Below are 17,177 nucleotides of genomic sequence, written 5' to 3'. Positions count from 1 at the left end.
TCAGCCGACGGTCAGCGCCGCCAGCTGATCCATCAGTCCGCGCAGCTCCCGCAGCCCCGCCGGGTCGTGCCGCCGGCCCGCCGTGTCGACCACCTCGGTCACCCCGCTCAGCAGCCGGGCCGCGGTGCGCACGTCGCCGAGCTGCGCGAGGGCCTGGGCGGCCAGCCAGTCGCAGTACGCCGCCGGCGCCCCGGCCGCGCGCAGCTCGGCCACCAGCTCCAGGCACCGCGCGTCGAGCCCGGTGGCGAGCAGGATCCGGGCCAGGAAGTCGGTGCCCTGCAACCACTGCGGCGTGCCCGGGTACAGCTCGCGAAGGGTCTCCAGCGTCTCCGCCGCCTCCGCGTGCTGCTCCGCGCCGACGTGGGCGCGGCCCAGGTCGAGCAGCGTGCGCGCGACCATCGCCGGGTCGGCGCCGTCGCCCTGCGCGCTCAGCTCGGCGAGGGTCTGCCGGGCCAGCGCGAGGTTGCGCCGGGACTTGCCCACCCGGTCCGCGGCGGCCGCGTACCCGAGGTGGGTGAACCGCACCGCCGTGGCGGGCACCTCGTCCGCGGCCGGCTCGCCCCCGCCCGCGCCGACCAGGTGCTCGTGGATGCGCCCGGCCCAGCGCGCCGCGCCGGTCCGGTACAACCGGACCTGCCGCAGCGTGTACGGCCCGGTGTCCTGCACGACGTGCACCTCGGCGCGCAGCACGTCGGCGCGGGTCCGGGCGAGCAGCGGCCGCAGCAGCTCCGCGTCGCCGTGTACCCGGTCGTCGGCGTCGGCCACGAGGATCCAGTCGGCGGTCACCCCGGCGTGGGCGGCGTTGCGGGCGGCCGCGAAGTCCCCCGTCCACGGCCCCCGGGTGACGACGGCGCCGTGCCCCGCGGCGATCTCGGGCGTGCCGTCGGCCGAGCCGGTGTCGTGCACGTGGACGGCGTCGGCCAGGCCCCGCAGCGACGCCAGGCAGGCGGGCAGGTGCTCGGCCTCGTCCTTGACGATGAGCACGGCGGCCAGCGTCGGTCGGTTCACAACCACCCGATCGGCGCGCCGCGGCCCGTCCTGAGCGGGGACGTGCAGCGGCCCGGCGGCCTCCCGCGCATCGCGGGTGACCGCCGGGCCGGTCCGGCGCCCGGGCAGAGGCCCGGGGACACAGGCACGGTGGGCCGGGCGTCGGGGTCAGGAGAGGTGGCGGGCGTACGCCGGCAGGGTCAGGAAGTCGGTGAGCGTGGTGGCCGACACCATCTCCGTCAGCAGCGCCCGCGCCTGGGCGAACCGGGGGTTCGCCGGCTCCGCGGCCGCCGCGTCCTCCAGGCACTCGCGCACCAGGGGCAGGTCGACGCGCAGGCCGTTGGTCATGGGGGTGCCGTGCCGCGCCCACTGCCACAGCTGCGCGCGGCTGATCTCGGCGGTCGCGGCGTCCTCCATCAGGCCGTTGAGGGCGACCGCGCCGCGGCCGTCCAGCCAGGCGGCCACGTACCGGACGGCGACCTCGGCGTTCGCGCGGACCTCGGCCTCGGCGACCACGACGTCGCCGAACCGGTCGGCCAGCAGGTCGGCGGCGGTCACCCGGACGTCGTCGCGGCGGCGCACCACCTGGTTCGGCTCGTCGCGCAGCCACTGGTCGAACACCTCGCGGCACGTCTCGACCAGGCCCGGGTGGGCCACCCAGGAGCCGTCGAAGCCGTCGCCGACCTCGCGGCGCTTGTCCTGGCGGACCGTGGCCAGAGCGTGCCGGCGCTGCTGCGGGTCGCGGCTGGGCACGGCCGCGGCCATCCCGCCGATGGCGTGCGCGCCGCGCCGGTGGCAGGTCGAGACCAGCAGTTCGGTGTACGCCCGCATGAACGGCGTCGTCATGGTCACGTCGCCGCGGTACGGCAGCACCACGTCCGGCCGGTTCTTGATCATGCTGAACAGGTAGTCCCAGCGGCCCGCGTTGAGCCCGGCGGAGTGCTCGCGCAGCTCGTACAGGATCTCCTCCATCTGGAACGCCGCCGGCAGCGTCTCGATGAGGACGGTCGCCCGGATCGTGCCGCGCGGGATGCCCAGCCACTCCTGGGCGAACACGAACACGTCGTTCCACAGCCGCGCCTCGCGGTGGTCCTCCAGCTTGGGCAGGTAGAAGTACGGTCCGCTGCCCCGGTCGATCTGCCGCCGCGCGCAGTGGAACAGGTACATGCCGGCGTCGAACAGGCTGCCCGAGACGCAGCGGCCCCCGATGCGCACGTGCCGCTCGGGCAGGTGCCAGCCGCGCGGCCGGACCATGACGGTCGGCAGCGTGTCGCCCAGCTCGTAGCGGCGGCCGTCCGGCGCCGTCCACGAGATGGTGCCGTCGAGGGCGTCGACCAGGTTCTGCTGGCCCTCGACGATGTTGTCCCAGGTGGGGGAGAGGGCGTCCTCGAAGTCGGCCATCCACACCTGCGCGCCGGAGTTCAGCGCGTTGATCGTCATCTTGCGCTCGGGCGGGCCGGTGATCTCGACCCGGCGGTCCGCCAGGCCCGGGCCCGGCGCGGCGACGCGCCAGTCCGGGTCGGCGCGCACGTGCGCGGTGTCGGCGCGGAAGTCGAGCACCGGGGTGCCCGCCGAGCGCCGGCGGCGGCGCCGCTCCAGCAGCTCGACGCGGCGGGCGCCGAACTCCCGGTCCAGGGCCACGATGAACTCGATCGCGTCCGGCTTGAGGATCTGCGGGTTGCCGGGGGCGACGGTGACGGGTTCCAGCATCAGAACTGCTCCTTCTCCGTGGAGCCGCGCAGCGCGGTGGTCGAGCTGTCGGGGTTGAGGGCCGTGGACACGGCGTCGAAGTAGCCGGTGCCGACCTCGGCCTGGTGCCGGGTCGCGGTGTAGCCGTCGGCCTCGGCCGCGAACTCGGCCTGCTGCAGCCGCACGTACGCGCTCATGCCGTCGTCGGCGTAGCCGCGGGCCAACTCGAACATCGAGTGGTTGAGGGCGTGGAAGCCGGCCAGCGTGACGAACTGGAACCGGTAGCCCATCGCGCCGAGCTCCTTCTGGAACCGGGCGATGGTGTCGTCGTCGAGGTGGCGCTTCCAGTTGAACGACGGCGAGCAGTTGTACGCCAGCAGCTTGCCCGGGTGCTCGGCCTGGACCGCCTCGGCGAACCGCTTGGCGAACGCCAGGTCGGGCGTGCCGGTCTCGCACCACAGCAGGTCGGCGTACGGGGCGTACGCGACGCCGCGGGCGATGGCGGCCTCCGGCCCCGAGCGCACCCGGAAGAACCCCTCGGCGGTGCGCTCGCCGGTGCAGAACGGCCGGTCCCGCTCGTCGGTGTCGCTGGTCAGCAGGTCCGCGGCGAGCGAGTCGGTGCGGGCGATGACGACGCTCGGCACGCCGCAGACGTCCGCCGCGAGCCGGGCCGCGTTCAGGGTGCGGATGTGCTGCGCCGTCGGCACCAGCACCTTGCCGCCCAGGTGGCCGCACTTCTTCTCGCTGGCGAGCTGGTCCTCCCAGTGCACGCCCGCCGCGCCGGCCTGGATCATGGCCTTCATCAGCTCGAACGCGTTCAGCGGGCCGCCGAAGCCCGCCTCGGCGTCGGCGACGATCGGGGCGAGCCAGTCGCGGCCGGTGCGGCCCTCGGCCGTCTCGATCTGGTCGGCGCGCAGCAGCGCGTTGTTGATCCGCCGCACGACCGCCGGCACGGAGTTCGCCGGGTAGAGGCTCTGGTCCGGGTACGTGTGCCCGGACAGGTTCGCGTCCGCCGCGACCTGCCAGCCGGACAGGTAGATGGCCTTCAGCCCGGCGCGGACCTGCTGCACCGCCTGGCCGCCGGTCATGGCGCCCAGCGCGTGCACGTAGTCCTGCTCGTGCAGCAGCTCCCACAGCTTGCGCGCGCCGCGCTCGGCGAGGGTGTGCTGCTCCTGCACGCTGCCGCGCAGCCGCACGACGTCCTGTGCCGTGTAGCTGCGCTGCACCCCGAGCCAGCGCGGGTCGCCCGCCCACTGCTGGGTGAGGTCCGCTGCGGTCTGCGCCGTCGTCCCCTGAACAGTCATCTCCAGTGCCTCCCGGTAACCTGGTGAAGATTGGAAGGACTTGACTGTCGCCCGGGATGCAAGCGTCTCGCCATGCGGATGTGACGGAAAGATTTGCGATTCTTCTGTTAACGTCAAGCTCGTGACGGCTTCGATGGGCATCGACCTCGTGACGCTGGGGCGGCGGCTGCGGCACCACCGCCGCCTGCGCGGGCTCACCCTCGACCAGCTCGGCGCCGCCGTCGGGCGCGCCCCGTCCCAGCTCAGCCTCATCGAGAACGGCAAGCGCGAACCCAAGCTGTCGCTGCTGCAGGCGCTCGCCGCCGCCCTCGACACGCCGCTGTCCGAGCTGCTGCGCACCGAACCGCCGTCCCGCCGCGAGGGCCTCGAGATCGCGCTGGAGCACTTCCAGCGCGAACCCGCGTACGCCGGCCTGGGCCTGCCCGTCGTCAAGGCCGGCCGGCGGCTGCCGCTCGACGCGCTCGAGTCCCTCGTCGGGCTGCACACCGAACTCGAACGCCAGCACGCCGAGCGCAGCCTCACTCCCGAGGAGGCCCGCCGCGCCAACGCCGAGCTGCGCCGCCGCATGCGCGAACGCGACAACTACTTCCCCGAGATCGAGGCCGAGGCCGCGCGCGTGCTGCAGTCCGTGCGGCACTCCACCGGCCCGCTGTCCCAGCGCGGCATCCTCGCCATCGCCGCCCAGCTCGGCTTCACCCTGCATTACGTCGGCGACCTGCCGCGCTCCACCCGCAGCGTCACCGACCTGCGCAACATGCGCATCTACCTGCCGCAGGTCTCCGCCGGCAACGGCACCGACCCGCGCTTCGTCGTGCTGCAGACCCTCGGCCACTACGTCCTCGGCCACGCCGAGCCGCGCAACTACGGCGACTTCCTGCGCCAGCGCGTCGAGGCCAACTACTTCGCCGCCGCGCTGCTCATGCCCGAGACGTTCGCCACCGACTTCCTGCGCCGCGCCCACGCCGACCGGGCCCTGGCCATCGACGACTTCCGCGACGCGTTCGGCGTCTCCTACGAGACCGCCGCGCACCGCTTCACCAACCTGGTCAGCCACCACTTCGGCATCCCGGTGCACTTCGTGCGGGTGCACGAGAGCGGCATCGTCTACAAGGCGTACGAGAACGACAACGTCCGGTTCCCCAGCGACGTCACCGGCGCCATCGAGGGCCAGCCCGTCTGCCGCAAGTGGGCCGCCCGCACCGTCTTCGCCGCCGCCGACAAGTTCTCCGGCTTCTACCAGTACACCGACACCGCCACCGGCACGTACTGGTGCACCGTGCACGTCGAGCAGACCCGCGACGGCGAGTTCAGCGTCTGCGTCGGCACCCCGTACGCGCACGCCAAGTGGTTCCGCGGCCAGGAGACCACCCTGCGCACCCGGTCCAGCTGCCCCGACCCGGACTGCTGCCGCCGCCCGCCCGCCGGCCTCGTCGACGCCTGGTCCGGCCACGCCTGGCCCAGCGCCCGCGTGCACGCCCACCTGCTCGCCGCGCTGCCGCCCGGCGTCTTCCCGGGCGTCGACACCACCGACGTGTACGCGTTCCTCGACCGCCGCAACGCCTGACGCCCGGCCGCCTCGTCGGTCACGGCGTGGCGACTGCACCGGACCGGACCCCGCGACCGTTCACTCCTCGCGCCCCGCCGGGTGCTCATACGCATTACACAGGGCCGGGACCAGGAGCTGCATTAGCACTTCATTATCACTTACGGTCGTGACCGGCCGGCCGGCGAGCGCGTTCCCCGCGCGTTCCCGCGGGCCCGGCCGCCGCCGTTCCCCCAGATCGGAGCACCTGCGATGTCCCACCCCGAGCCGCGCCCCGGCGTTCCCGTCACCCGCCGCACCGTTATTCGCGGCGCCGCCGTAGCCGGCGCCGCCACCGCCGCGGGCGGCGCGGCCGTCACCCTCACCGGCACCGCGGAGGCGGCCGGCCCCGCGGGCATGCCCACGTACCGGTACCTGCGCGACGCCCTGCGCATGCCGCTGCGGTACAACCCGACGGGCGAGTTCATCTTCCCGTGCGTGCGCGGCGTCGGCGACATCATCAGCGGCGCCCGCGCCCGCTTCTACCTGTACTACGCCCCGCACGAGAACCCCGGCGGCATCTCCGTGGCGTTCTCCGACACCCTCGCCGGGCCGTTCACCGAGTACGGCGCCAACCCGCTCATCGACAACCGGCTGCCGTCCACCACCGTCAGCCACGTGTCGTCGCCGCACGTCATCTACGACCGGCCCAGCGGGCAGTTCTTCTGCTACTTCCACGGCGAGAACTACACGACCCGGGTCGCCCGCTCCGCCGACGGCATCACCTTCACCAACGAGACCCCCATCCTCAGCACGCGGCTGGTGCCCGGCACCTCCGAGACCTCGTACGCCCGGGTCTTCGAGCACGCCCTGCCCGGCCGCAACAACCGCTACGTGATGCTGTTCATGGGCGTGAAGAGCGGCCGCCGCATCTTCTACGGCTGGTCGCCCGACGGCTGGAGCAACTGGCAGTTCTCGCCCACCCCGCTGGTCAACCGCGAGCCGGACGGGCTGGCCGACATCTCCGGCCCCACCCTGGTGAAGCGCAACGGCACCACGTACGTCGCCTACCACGGCAGCGACGGCCGGATGCGCATCACCGAGGTCGGCAACAACTTCGACCGCGAGGTCCACCTCGGCGTCTTCCACTCGCCGATCGCCTCCGACCAGGGCCGCTGCGCCGCCCCGTCGTTCGGCACCGACAACGGCGTCCAGTACATGTTCTACGAGGCGGGCCCGCGCCTGTCGGCCCGCATCTGCATCGCCCGCGCCGCCTGACCTGCCTGCGCGGCGGCGGGTTGGCCCCGCCGCCGCGCACGGCGGATCAGGCGGTACGGCGGCGCCGCGTCAGCAGCACGAGCAGCAACCCGGCGGCCAGCAGCACCAGGGCGGCACCCAGCAGGGCCGCCCCGGTCCGCGGCAGGCGGCCGAGCCCGGCGCTCTGCTCGGTCCCGCTGTCGACGGTGCCACCGGCGGCCGCGGTGACGACCGTGCCGCCGCCGAGGCCGCCGGCGCTGACACCCACATCGGTGCCGGCGCCCGTCCCGGTTCCGGGGTTCGTGCCAGGGCCGGTGCCCGGGGTCGTGCCGGAGCCGCAGCCTGCGGCACCGAGGGCGAGGCACACCTCGGCCGCGACGCCCGTCGCTGGCTGGTCGTCGCCGCAGCCCGCGGCGCCGACGGTGACGCACGCGTCGAGAACAACACCGCCGCCGGTGGTGGTGCCGCCGGTCGTGCTGCTACCGTCGGTGGTGCCGCATCCGGTGGCGTCGCCGAGGACGGCGGCGCTCACGCAGGCGCCGAGCGCGACGGGCTGAAGCCCGCCATTGACGGCCGCGCCGGCCTCGACGAGCGAACTGCCGGCGGTCCCGCAGCCGGACCCGCCCACGACGACGCACGCCTCGACGGCGGCCGTGTCGCCGCCGGCCGTGGTCGGCCCGCCGGCGGGGGAGTCACAACCCGCCGCGGTGCCGACGCAGACGTCGAGCCCCGCACCGGCCGGTGCGTCGGCACCCGTCGTGGTGCCACCCGCGGCCGGGGTGGAGCCGGTGGGCGAGCCGCAGTCGGTGGCGGTGCCGAGGACTGCCGCGTTGAGGCACAGGTTCAGGGTGGCCGGGTCGGCGTCGGCCGTGAGGTCGCCGCGTGCGTCGACGATCGGGTTCGTGGCCGGCGCCGGAGTGGGGGCGGTGGGCGCTCCGCAATTGGTGGCGGTGCCGAGGACTGCCGCGTTGAGGCACAGGTCCAGGGCGGCCGGGTCGGCGTCGGCCGTGAGGTCGCCGCGTGCGTCGACGATCGGGTTCGGGGCCGGCGCCGGAGTGGGGGCGGTGGTCGAGCCGCAGTTGGTCGCGGTGCCCCCACTCAGGCAGATGCCCAGGGCGACGAGGTCCGGGTTCGCCGCGGCATCGCCGCGCGCGTCGAGGACCGGCCTCGCGTCAGCCAGGGCCGGCGGGCCGCCGCAACCGGGCGCGGTGCCCAGGGCCGCGGCCGTGGCGCACACGTCGAGCGTGACGGGATCGAGGTCCGCACGGAGGTCGCCGCGGGCGTCGGCGACCGGCGTCCTGGTGGTGGGTGACTGTGTCGCGGTGGTGGGTGACGGCGGCGGGTTGCAGGACCTCGCCGTGCCCAGGACCGCGGCCCGCACGCAGAGGGCCACGTCGGCCGGGTCGGTGGTGACCCGGGCCTTCGCCTCGGCGTCGGCCAGGGGTCGGCGGGCGGTCGTCGTCGGGCGCGTCGGGGTGGTGGTCGCCCGGGCCTTGGCCGTGGCCTGCGGCTTGCGGGCGGCCGGTGCCGTGGAGCGGGTGGTGCCGCGGTCGCGGGTGATCGTGACCTTGGCACGGGGGCGGAGCGTCGTGGCCCGGGTGGCGGTGTCGGGGCGGGCGGTCAGGTCGACGCGGAGGTTCAGCAGGGAGCTGCCGTCCGCCTGGTTCGTGATCGTGATCGGCAGTGGTGCGTCCGCGTGGGCGGGGGTGGCGGTCAGCAGCCACCAGCCCGCGGCGCAGCCGGCCGTGGCGAGGCCACGGAGGATCCAGCGGTTCATGTCAGGCCTACCAGTCTTGGGGTCGCCGGGCGCGCGGTGAGCGCGGCCGGGCAGGGGAGTTCTTCGGACGACGGAGACTGGTGAGCCGTCAGCCGGGGCGGGTGTCGGGGGCGGACGCGGCGTCGAGGGGCGCGTCGGCGGTGCGCCGCAGGGCGGCCGCGTAGGCGGCCGCCGGGCGGGTGGGGACGTCGAGGGCCGGGGCGGCCTGGGCCGGCGAGCCGGCGCCCGTGGGCGCGGCCTGCTGCGGCGCGGGGGTGCCCGGGTGGGCGGGGTGGTGCGGGTCCGGGGCGGGCGCCGGTGGCGCGGCCACGGGCTGCCCGGCGGGCGGCTCCGCGGCGAAACCACGAGCGGCACCAAAGACGGCGCCACGAGCGGCCCCATCGGCACCAAGAGCGGCCCCATCGGCACCCCGGACGGCGGCGTGGGCGTCGCGCGGGATGAGGGCAGAGGCCGAGGGCAGGAAAGCCGGGTCGGCCGATGCCGCGTGGTGGTGCGGCGGCAAAGGCGCGCCGGGCAGCTCCGGGACCGACGGCAGGGCCGGCACGGCGGTGACCACCGGGCCGAGGACCTGGCGCAGGACCGGCGTCACGGTGGCCACGACGGGCGCCGTGACCGGCTCCACCAGGCGGGACACCGGCGTCAGCGCGGCGGAGGCGGCGGGCCGGACCACGGGCTCGACCACCGGCCGGACGGCGCGTGACGTGACCTGCGAGACGGCCCGGGTGACCGGACGGGTCCGGACAGGACGGTCCGCGGCGGCCCGCCGCGCGGTGCCGGAAGCGGGCCGGGCGGGCCGGTCGCCCCGCGGGACGACCCGGTCGAGGGTGCGCGAGACGGCGGGCGCTGTGGACACGACCGGGATCTTCGACACCGTGGAGGTCACCGTGGCGGTCACCGTGGACGTCGCCGTGGACGTCGCCGAGCGGAGCAGCCCCGGCCCGTCGTCCGCGGCGGCGGGGGAGGAGCTGAGCAGCAGGGCGCCCGCTGCCGCCGCGAGGCCGAGCCCCGCGCCGGTCGCGATCCGGCGCCACCGCACGCCCACCGTCGCACCTCCGACTCGCCCGACCACTACATCTCGTAGCCCATCGTGACCGACACACCACCAATTGTGCAATAGGCCCGGCATGTCCGTTGGGCGGCCCCGGGCGGGCGGGCCCGGGTAGGGGCGCGGGGAATGGGCGCACAATTGCGTGCCACGTTCGAAAAGGAAAGCGGCGCGGATCAATGCCGTTACGGTCAGACGCTTCCTTAAGAGTTGACGAAATCTATTTACTGTTAACAGTCTTTAAATTAGGTTGGTCCCAACAGAACGGCCGCCACAGCCCTTGCGGCTCACCGTCTGCGCCCCCCGCAGTCCGCATGAAGGAGTGAGGAACACTTCATGAAGACAAAGAAAGTCATCCTGTATCCGCTGGCGTCCGCAGCGGCCGTAGCGGCGACCTCGCTTTTCGCCGTGACGCCCGCGTCCGCGCACGGGTACGTCTCCAACCCGCCCAGCCGGCAGGCCCAGTGCGCCCAGGGCATCGTGTCCGGGTGCGGCGACGTCGTCTACGAGCCGCAGAGCGTCGAGGCCCCCAAGGGCTCGATGCAGTGCAACGGCGGCGGCCGGTTCCCCGTCCTGAACGACAACGGCAAGGGCTGGCGGGCTACCTCCGTCGGGTCCAGCGCCACGTTCAACTGGGTGCTCACCGCCCGGCACTCCACCAGCACGTGGGAGTACTTCATCGGCGGCAGCCGCATCGCCGTGTTCGACGACGGCGGCCGCCAGCCCGGCGCCACCGTGTCGCACAACGTCAACTTCGGCGGCCGCACCGGCCGGCAGACGGTGCTCGCCCGGTGGAACATCGCCGACACCGCGATGGCGTTCTACGCCTGTGTCGACCTGCAGATCGGCGGGAGTGGCGGCAACCCGCCGCCGGTGACCAACCCGCCGCCCACCACCCGCCCGCCGACGAACCCGCCGCCCACCACGCAGCCGCCGTCGCAGGGCGGGACGTGGCGGGCCGGCACGGCGTACAGCACCGGCAGCACCGTCACCTACGGCGGCGCGACCTACCGGTGCCGTCAGGCGCACACCGCCCTCGCCGGGTGGGAGCCGCCGAACGTGCCCGCCCTCTGGGAACGGGTCTGATCGTCCGCGCAGGGCCCGTGCCGCGAGGTGCGGGCCCTGCGCCCTTTGCTTCCAGGGAGTGACCGGATGCGTCGTCGTGCCGTGCTGGCGCTGGCCGCGGCCGTGCTGGCGGCCGGGTGCGGCAGCCCCGCGCCGCAGGAGGCGCCCGTCGCCGCCGTGGCGGGGCCGCACAACGAGACCGACGTGATGTTCCTGCAGATGGTGCTCGACCACCACCGGCAGGGCGCCGAGCTGGTGGCGCTGGCCGCCGACCGGGGGCGCCGGCCCGAGGTGCGCCAGCTCGCCGCGCGGATGAAGCAGCAGTGGGCGGACGAGTCGCGCACGATGACGGCGTGGCTGCAGGGCTGGGGCGCGCCGCTGGAGGCCGACCAGGACGCCGGGGTGCACGCCGGGCACGGCGACCTGCACAGCCTGCGCCCGTCCGACATCGAGGAGCTGAAGGCCGCCGGCGAGGCCGACTTCGACCGGACGGCGCTGTCGCTGCTGCTCGGCCACCTGCACAACACCGTCGAGGTGGCGCGGATGGAGAGCGGCAAGGGCGCCAACGCCGACGCCAAGGCGCTCGCCGGGCAGATCACCACGACCCGCCAGGAGCAGGTGCAGCAGATGCTGAAGCTGCTCGCTAGCTGACCAGCCCGCGCTCCCACGCCCAGGCGGCGATCTCGACCCGGTTCCGGGCGTCCAGCTTCGACTGCACGCTGCCCAGGTGCGTCTTGACCGTGCCGACGGAGATGAACAGCTGGGTGGCGATCTCGGCGTTGGTGAGGCCCCGCGCGACGAGTTTCACCACGTCCAGCTCGCGCGGGGACAGCCCGGCGTCGTCGACCGGCTTGGGCGCCGCCGGCGGGGTGAGGTGCTCCAGCAGCCGCACGGTGATCGACGGGCTGATCAGCGCGTCGCCGGACTGCGCGGCGCGCACCGCCTCGACCAGCAGGGCCGGGCCGGAGTCCTTGAGCAGAAAGCCGCAGGCGCCGTTGCGCAGCGCCGTGTGCACGTACTCGTCGAGGTCGAAGGTCGTCACGACGACCACCTTGACCGGGTCCGCGACGCCCGGGCCCGCGAGCAGCCGCAGCGCCTCCAGGCCGTCCATCCGGGGCATCCGGATGTCGAACAGGGCCACGTCGGGCCGCAGCCGGCGGGCCATGGCGACCGCCTCGACGCCGTCGGCGGCCTCGCCGACCAGCTCCATGTCCGGCTGCGCGCCGATGATCATCCCGAAGCCGGTCCGGACCATCGCCTGGTCGTCGGCCACCATCACCCGGATCAGCGGGCCACCTCCCGATCGAGCGGCAACGCCGCGTCCACCACCCAGCCCGCGCCGCCGATGCCGGGGCCGGCCGTGATCCGGCCGCCCACCGCCCGCACCCGCTCGCCGAGCCCCACCAGACCGTAGCCGCCCGCACCGCCGCGCGGCCCGCCCGGCCCGCGGGTCTGTTGCGGCGCGCCGTCGTCGGCCACCCGGACGAGCAGCCAGTCCGGGGTACGCCGGATCCACACGTCCACCACGTTCGCGCCGCTGGCGTGCCGGCGCACGTTCGTCAGCGCCTCCATGACGACCCGGTAGCCCGACGTCGACACCTCCACCGGCAGCCCGGCCAGGTTCCCGTCGACGTGCAGCCGGGGCAGCGGCGGGCCGGACGCGGCGAAGTTGTCCAGCAGCGGGCCCAGCTCCGTCACCCCGGCCAGCGGGGCGAGCGGGGCGTCGGCGGGCGCGTTGCGGTCCCGCAGCACCCCGACCATGCGGCGCATCGACGTCATGGTCTCGGCGCCCGCCCGCTCGATCTGCTCCAGCGCGGCGATGGCCCGCTGCGGGTCCTGCTCGACGATGAACCGGGCGCCCTGCGCCTGCACGACGATGCCGGTCACGTGGTGGGCGATGAAGTCGTGCAGGTCGCGCGCGAACTCGGCGCGCTGCTCCGCCCGGACGGTCGCCATGGCGCGCTCCCGGCCGTTCTCCAGCATGCGCAGGTGCATGCCGGAGACGGCGGCCGCGCCGGCGCACAGCGCCAGGAACATCCCGAAGATGATGAACTCCTCGGTGCCGCCGCTGCGGGCCGGCAGCACCGACACCGCCAGGCCGGTGGCGGCGACGGCGGCCAGCGCGGGGCGCGTCGCGCCGCGCCGGGCCACCACGAAGATCACCCCGAGCAGGCCGAGCGTCTCGGCCAGGCCCCACACGCCGCTGACGCCGGAGCTGCTGCCGACCGCGAGCACGACGGTCGTCACGAACGACACGACCGACAGGGCGATCGCCTGGTACGCCAGCACCCGCGAGCCGCTGGGGCGGATCGGCAGCCACACCGCGGCGGTGGCCACCGCCAGCGCCACCCGCCACAGCACGATCGCGGCCGCGACGGGGCCGCTGCCGACCTCGGTGATGCCGTACCCCAGGTCGAACAGCCCGAGCAGGGCCATCACGCCGAGGACGCCCAGCTGGCCGAGGCGGAACCACCGGTTTTGGCGCGGGTCGGTCTTCATCGTGCACCCAGCGTAATCGGGGCCCGGAGCGACCTGGATCAGCCGAAAGGCAGACTCGCCGCCCGGCCGGGACCCGCCCGCGGACCGATGCGGCAGCCGTGCGGCTACGGCCACGCTCGGCACCGTCAACCTGACGGACCGCTGGAGGACCCATGAGAACGCAGCACCGCGCCGATCCCACGGCTGAGCAGCACAGCCTCGCCGCCGTGGCCGCGGTCGACCTCGTCAAGGTGTACGGGCGCGGCGACACCGCCGTGCGCGCCCTGGACGGCGTCACCGTCGGCTTCGGCCGCGCGGAGTTCACCGCGATCATGGGCCCCTCGGGCTCCGGCAAGTCGACGCTGATGCACTGCCTGGCCGGCCTCGACACCGCCACGAGCGGCCAGGCGATGCTGGGCGGCACCGACCTGACCCGGCAGGGCGACCGGGTGCTGACGAAGGTGCGCCGCGAGCGGATCGGCTTCGTGTTCCAGTCGTTCAACCTGCTGCCGCAGCTCACCGCGGCCCGCAACATCACCCTGCCGCTCGACCTGGCGGGCCGGCGGCCCGACCGGGCGCTGTTCGACCACCTCGTGGGCGTCCTCGGCCTGGCGGACCGGCTCGGGCACCGGCCCAGCGAGCTGTCCGGCGGCCAGCAGCAGCGCGTCGCGCTGGCCCGCGCCCTGGTCGCGCGGCCCGAGGTCGTCTTCGCCGACGAGCCCACCGGCAACCTGGACTCCCGGTCCGGCGCCGAGGTGCTGTCGTTCCTGCGCACCTCGGTGCGCGAGCTCGGCCAGACCGTCGTCATGGTCACCCACGACCCCACCGCCGCCGCGTACGCGGACCGGGTGGTGCTGCTCGCCGACGGCCGCATCGCCGGCGACCTGGCCCAGCCCGACCGCGCCACCGTCACCGAGGCCCTGCAGAGCCTGGCGGCGCCGCGATGAGCGGGGTGCTGTCGACCCAGCTGAGCGGCATCGCCCGCCGCCCGGTGCGGCTGCTGCTGACCGGCCTGGCCGTGCTCATCGCCGCGTTCGTCGTGTACGCCACCGTGCTCGGCCACCAGGTCACCACCCGGACGGTGCTGGCCGGCCTGGCCGGCACCCCCGCCGCCGCCGACCTCGTCGTCACCGACGGGGCCGGCGAGGCGCTGCGGCGCAGGATCGCCGCGCTGCCGGGCGTCGCCGCCACCGCCGGCCGGCTCGACACCGGCTTCGAGCTGAACCGGGGCGCCGGCGACTACCTGAGCGTCCAGGCCGACCCCGGCGCCGGCCCGCTCGCCACCGTCACCCTGGCGTCCGGGACGTACCCGGCCCGGCCCGGGCAGGTCGCCGTCACGCCGCGCACCGCGGAGCGGCTCGAGCTCACCACCGGCTCCACCGTCACCGTGCGCGGCTGGGACCCCGACACGGAGAAGGAGACGGCGCGGACGCTCACCGTCACCGGCATCGTGACCGCCCGGTCCGACAGCGGCGCCCAGGCCTACGCCCCGTCGGAGGTCGTCGGCGCGCTGAACGGCGGGGACTACCTCACCCAGATCGACGTGCACCTGGCGCCCGGCGCCGACCCGGCCGCCGTCGAGCGGGCCGTCGCGCCGCTGCTCACGGCCCCCGCCGGCGAGACCCCGCCGCGGCTGCGCACCGGCGCCGAGGTGCGCACCGCGGAGGCCGAGCAGGCCACCAGCGACGTCGGCGCCGTGTTCGCGCTGGTCGGCATGTTCATCGCGATCGCCGTCATCGCCGCCGCCCTGGTCGCCACGTCCACCTTCCGCATCGTCTTCGCGCAGCGGATGCGCCAGCTCGCCCTGCTGCGCGCCGTCGGCGCCGGCCGGCGCGGGCTGTCCGGCGCGCTCGTCACCGAGGGCGCCCTGATCGGCCTGGTCACCGGCGCGGTCGGCGTCGGGCTGGCCGCCCTGCTCGGCGCCGCCGCGCCGCACCTGGTCGGGCTGTTCGGCATGCGGATGGCCGCGCCCGGCGCGCCCCTGCTGCCCGCGGTGGCCGTCGTGGCCGGCGCGATCCTGGTGACCGTGCTGGCCGTGCTGGCGCCCGCGGCGAACGCCGCCAAGGTGTCGCCGCTGGAGGCGCTGCGCGCGGCCAGCACCACCGCGTCGCAGCGCACCATCGGCTGGGTGCGGGCCGGCTTCGGGGTGCTGCTGGCGGGCGCCGCCGCGGCGGCGGCCGTCCTGGTGGTGTCGATGCTGCCCGGCCGGGACGAGCAGAACTACGACCCGGCGATGCCGCTGCTGCTCGTCGTGGCGTCCGGGGCGCTGGCGTTCTTCGCGCTGATGGCGCTCGGCCCGGTGCTGGTCCGGCCGGTGCTGCACGTCATCGGGCTGCCGCTGCGCCGGGTCGGCCCGATCGGGCGGCTCGCCGTCGGCGGTATCGGCGGGGCGCCCCGGCGCGCCGCCGCGGTCAGCGTCGTCGTCGCGCTGGGCGTCACGCTCATCGCCGGCACCCTGGTCGGCGCGGCGTCGCTGCGCACCCTCGCCGAGAGCGAGATCGCGCTGGAGGCGCCGGCCGACCTGGAACTGGTCGCCGACGGCGACGACCCGCTGCCTGCCGCCGTGGTGCAGCGCGTCGCGGCGAGCGACAAGCTGGCTAACGTCACCCCGTATCGGCGGGTCACCGCGCGGGTGCCGGGCCTCGACATGGACCACGACGCCATCGACGTGGTCACCGCGAACCTGCCCGCCCTGCGCGGCGTGCACCCCGAGTCGGGCTCGCTGGCCGACCTCGGCCCCGGCCGGGTCCTCATCGCCGGGTGGCTCGCGGCCGACCTGCGGGTGCGCGCCGGCGACCCGGTGCCGGTCACCGTGCAGGGCCGCACGGTGACCGTCACGGTCGGCGCGGTCCTGGGGTCGTCCGGCCCGCTCGGCGCCGCCCTGGTCCTCGACCCGGCCGACCTCACCGCCCTCGGCGCGCCGGCCGGCGCCTCCGGCGTGCTCGCCGACGCGGCCCGGACCGGCGAACAGGGCCGCACCGAGGCCCGGGCCGCCCTGCGGGAGGCGGCCGGCGCCGACGGCGCCGTGGCCGTGCTCGCCGACCAGCGCGACGAGATCAACCGGCTGTTCGACGCCCTGGTCGCCATCGCCGTCGGGCTGATCGGCCTCACCGTGCTCATCGCCGTCGTCGGGGTCGGCACCACCACCGCCCTGTCGGTGGTGGAGCGGGTCCGCGAGTCCGGCCTGCTGCGCGCCGTCGGCCTGTCCCGCACCGGCCTGCGCGCCATGCTCACCGCCGAGTCCGGCCTGTACGGGCTCATGGGCGCGGTCCTCGGCCTGGCCCTGGGAGTGCCGTACGCGTTCCTGGCGGTGCGCGCCCTCGGCCTGGACGCCCCGCTGGAGGTGCCGTACTGGCAGCTGGGCGTGGTGCTGATCGCGCTGACGGCGCTCACCGCCCTGGCCGGGGTGCTGCCGGCCCGGCGCGCGGCCCGGGTCAGCCCGGTCGCGGCGCTGGCCACCGACGGCTGACGGCTGCCGGCATCGCGGTCGCGCACCCGCCCGGAACCGTCGGGCGGGTGCGTTACCGTGCGGCCATGACCGTGTCCGAGACCGTGCCCGAGCGCATCGTCCGGGCCGTGGCGGCGGTGGGGGCGCGCCCCGGCGACCACGTCCTGGAGATCGGCTGCGGCCCCGGCGTCGCGGTCGGGCTGCTGTGCGCGGCCGGCGCCCGGGTGCACGCCCTCGACCGGTCCGCCACCGCGGTGGCCCGCGCCCGCGCCCGCAACGCCGCGCACGTCGCGGCCGGGGCCGCCGTCGTCGACCGGCTCGCCCTGCGCGACCTGCCCGCCGCCGGGGAGCCGTTCGACGCGGCCCTGGCCGTCAACGTCAACGCCTTCTGGACCGGCCCGGCCACCGCCGAGCTGGCCGTCCTGGCGGCCCGGCTGGCCCCGGGCGCGGCGCTGCATTTGTGCTACGAGCCGCCCGCGCCGGACGCCGCGCAGCGGCTCGCCCGGGCGGCCGGGGCGGCGCTGGCGGCCGCGGGCTGGCGGTGCGCCGCCCGCACCGACGGGCCCCTGCTGCACCTCACCGGCCACCCGCCGCGACAATGAGCC

The 17,177-nt window shown here is 75.5% G+C and carries 14 protein-coding genes; 7 read left to right on the top strand and 7 right to left on the bottom strand.

From position 1 onward, the window contains the following. The 3 genes from Sya03_RS21050 to aceA form a co-directional block, all read right to left on the bottom strand. Entirely contained in the window at positions 1 to 1,008 is a 1,008-nt protein-coding gene (locus tag Sya03_RS21050) for a glycosyltransferase (protein WP_203940083.1), read from the bottom strand. 147 nt (positions 1,009 to 1,155) lie between these two features. Next, entirely contained in the window at positions 1,156 to 2,697 is a 1,542-nt protein-coding gene (aceB, locus tag Sya03_RS21045; protein WP_203940082.1) for a malate synthase A, read from the bottom strand. Further along, entirely contained in the window at positions 2,697 to 3,980 is a 1,284-nt protein-coding gene (aceA, locus tag Sya03_RS21040; RefSeq protein ID WP_203940081.1) for an isocitrate lyase, read from the bottom strand. The genes aceB and aceA overlap by 1 nt, the downstream gene beginning before the upstream one ends. Before the next feature lie 121 nt (positions 3,981 to 4,101). Between aceA and Sya03_RS21035 the strand changes: the two genes are divergently transcribed. After that, entirely contained in the window at positions 4,102 to 5,544 is a 1,443-nt protein-coding gene (locus Sya03_RS21035) for a helix-turn-helix domain-containing protein (RefSeq protein ID WP_239107727.1), read from the top strand. 231 nt (positions 5,545 to 5,775) lie between these two features. After that, complete coding sequence (locus tag Sya03_RS21030; RefSeq protein WP_203940080.1) at positions 5,776 to 6,780, top strand: glycoside hydrolase family protein; 1,005 nt, start codon at positions 5,776 to 5,778, stop codon at positions 6,778 to 6,780. A 46-nt stretch (positions 6,781 to 6,826) separates the two neighbouring features. Here Sya03_RS21030 and Sya03_RS21025 read toward each other — a convergent pair whose 3' ends face one another. After that, positions 6,827 to 8,536, bottom strand: a complete 1,710-nt coding sequence (locus tag Sya03_RS21025; RefSeq protein ID WP_203940079.1) for a hypothetical protein — start codon at positions 8,534 to 8,536, stop codon at positions 6,827 to 6,829. 88 nt (positions 8,537 to 8,624) lie between these two features. Beyond that, positions 8,625 to 9,578 (bottom strand): hypothetical protein, encoded by a 954-nt coding sequence (locus Sya03_RS21020; protein ID WP_203940078.1) that lies wholly within the window; start codon positions 9,576 to 9,578, stop codon positions 8,625 to 8,627. Positions 9,579 to 9,917: 339 nt separating this feature from the next. Between Sya03_RS21020 and Sya03_RS21015 the strand changes: the two genes are divergently transcribed. Together Sya03_RS21015 and Sya03_RS21010 are read left to right on the top strand one after the other, a co-directional pair. Then, positions 9,918 to 10,667 (top strand): lytic polysaccharide monooxygenase, encoded by a 750-nt coding sequence (locus Sya03_RS21015; protein WP_203940077.1) that lies wholly within the window; start codon positions 9,918 to 9,920, stop codon positions 10,665 to 10,667. A 66-nt stretch (positions 10,668 to 10,733) separates the two neighbouring features. Then, on the top strand, positions 10,734 to 11,297 hold the full coding sequence (locus Sya03_RS21010) for a DUF305 domain-containing protein (RefSeq protein ID WP_203940076.1): 564 nt from the start codon (positions 10,734 to 10,736) through the stop codon (positions 11,295 to 11,297). Here the strand turns inward: Sya03_RS21010 and Sya03_RS21005 are convergent. Together Sya03_RS21005 and Sya03_RS21000 are read right to left on the bottom strand one after the other, a co-directional pair. Further along, a complete protein-coding gene (locus Sya03_RS21005) occupies positions 11,290 to 11,934 on the bottom strand; it encodes a response regulator (RefSeq protein ID WP_203940225.1) in 645 nt (214 codons plus the stop codon). The two genes, Sya03_RS21010 and Sya03_RS21005, sit on opposite strands and share 8 nt — an antisense overlap. Next, positions 11,931 to 13,145, bottom strand: a complete 1,215-nt coding sequence (locus Sya03_RS21000) for a sensor histidine kinase (protein ID WP_203940075.1) — start codon at positions 13,143 to 13,145, stop codon at positions 11,931 to 11,933. Before Sya03_RS21000 ends, Sya03_RS21005 begins: the two co-directional genes overlap by 4 nt. A 152-nt stretch (positions 13,146 to 13,297) precedes the next feature. Here Sya03_RS21000 and Sya03_RS20995 point away from each other — a divergent pair, with 152 nt between their 5' ends. From Sya03_RS20995 to Sya03_RS20985, 3 genes are all read left to right on the top strand, one after another. Beyond that, the gene (locus Sya03_RS20995; protein WP_203940074.1) at positions 13,298 to 14,071 is read left to right on the top strand and encodes an ABC transporter ATP-binding protein; all 774 of its coding nucleotides are present in this window, start codon (positions 13,298 to 13,300) and stop codon (positions 14,069 to 14,071) included. Next, on the top strand, positions 14,068 to 16,593 hold the full coding sequence (locus Sya03_RS20990; RefSeq protein ID WP_203940073.1) for an FtsX-like permease family protein: 2,526 nt from the start codon (positions 14,068 to 14,070) through the stop codon (positions 16,591 to 16,593). The genes Sya03_RS20995 and Sya03_RS20990 overlap by 4 nt, the downstream gene beginning before the upstream one ends. Before the next feature lie 65 nt (positions 16,594 to 16,658). Next, positions 16,659 to 17,174 (top strand): class I SAM-dependent methyltransferase, encoded by a 516-nt coding sequence (locus tag Sya03_RS20985; RefSeq protein ID WP_203940072.1) that lies wholly within the window; start codon positions 16,659 to 16,661, stop codon positions 17,172 to 17,174. The last annotated feature ends 3 nt before the right edge of the window (positions 17,175 to 17,177 follow it).

The sequence above is a fragment of the Spirilliplanes yamanashiensis genome, from assembly GCF_016863475.1.
Classification (GTDB): domain Bacteria; phylum Actinomycetota; class Actinomycetes; order Mycobacteriales; family Micromonosporaceae; genus Spirilliplanes; species Spirilliplanes yamanashiensis.
This window is presented reverse-complemented; position numbering and strand designations above follow the sequence as displayed.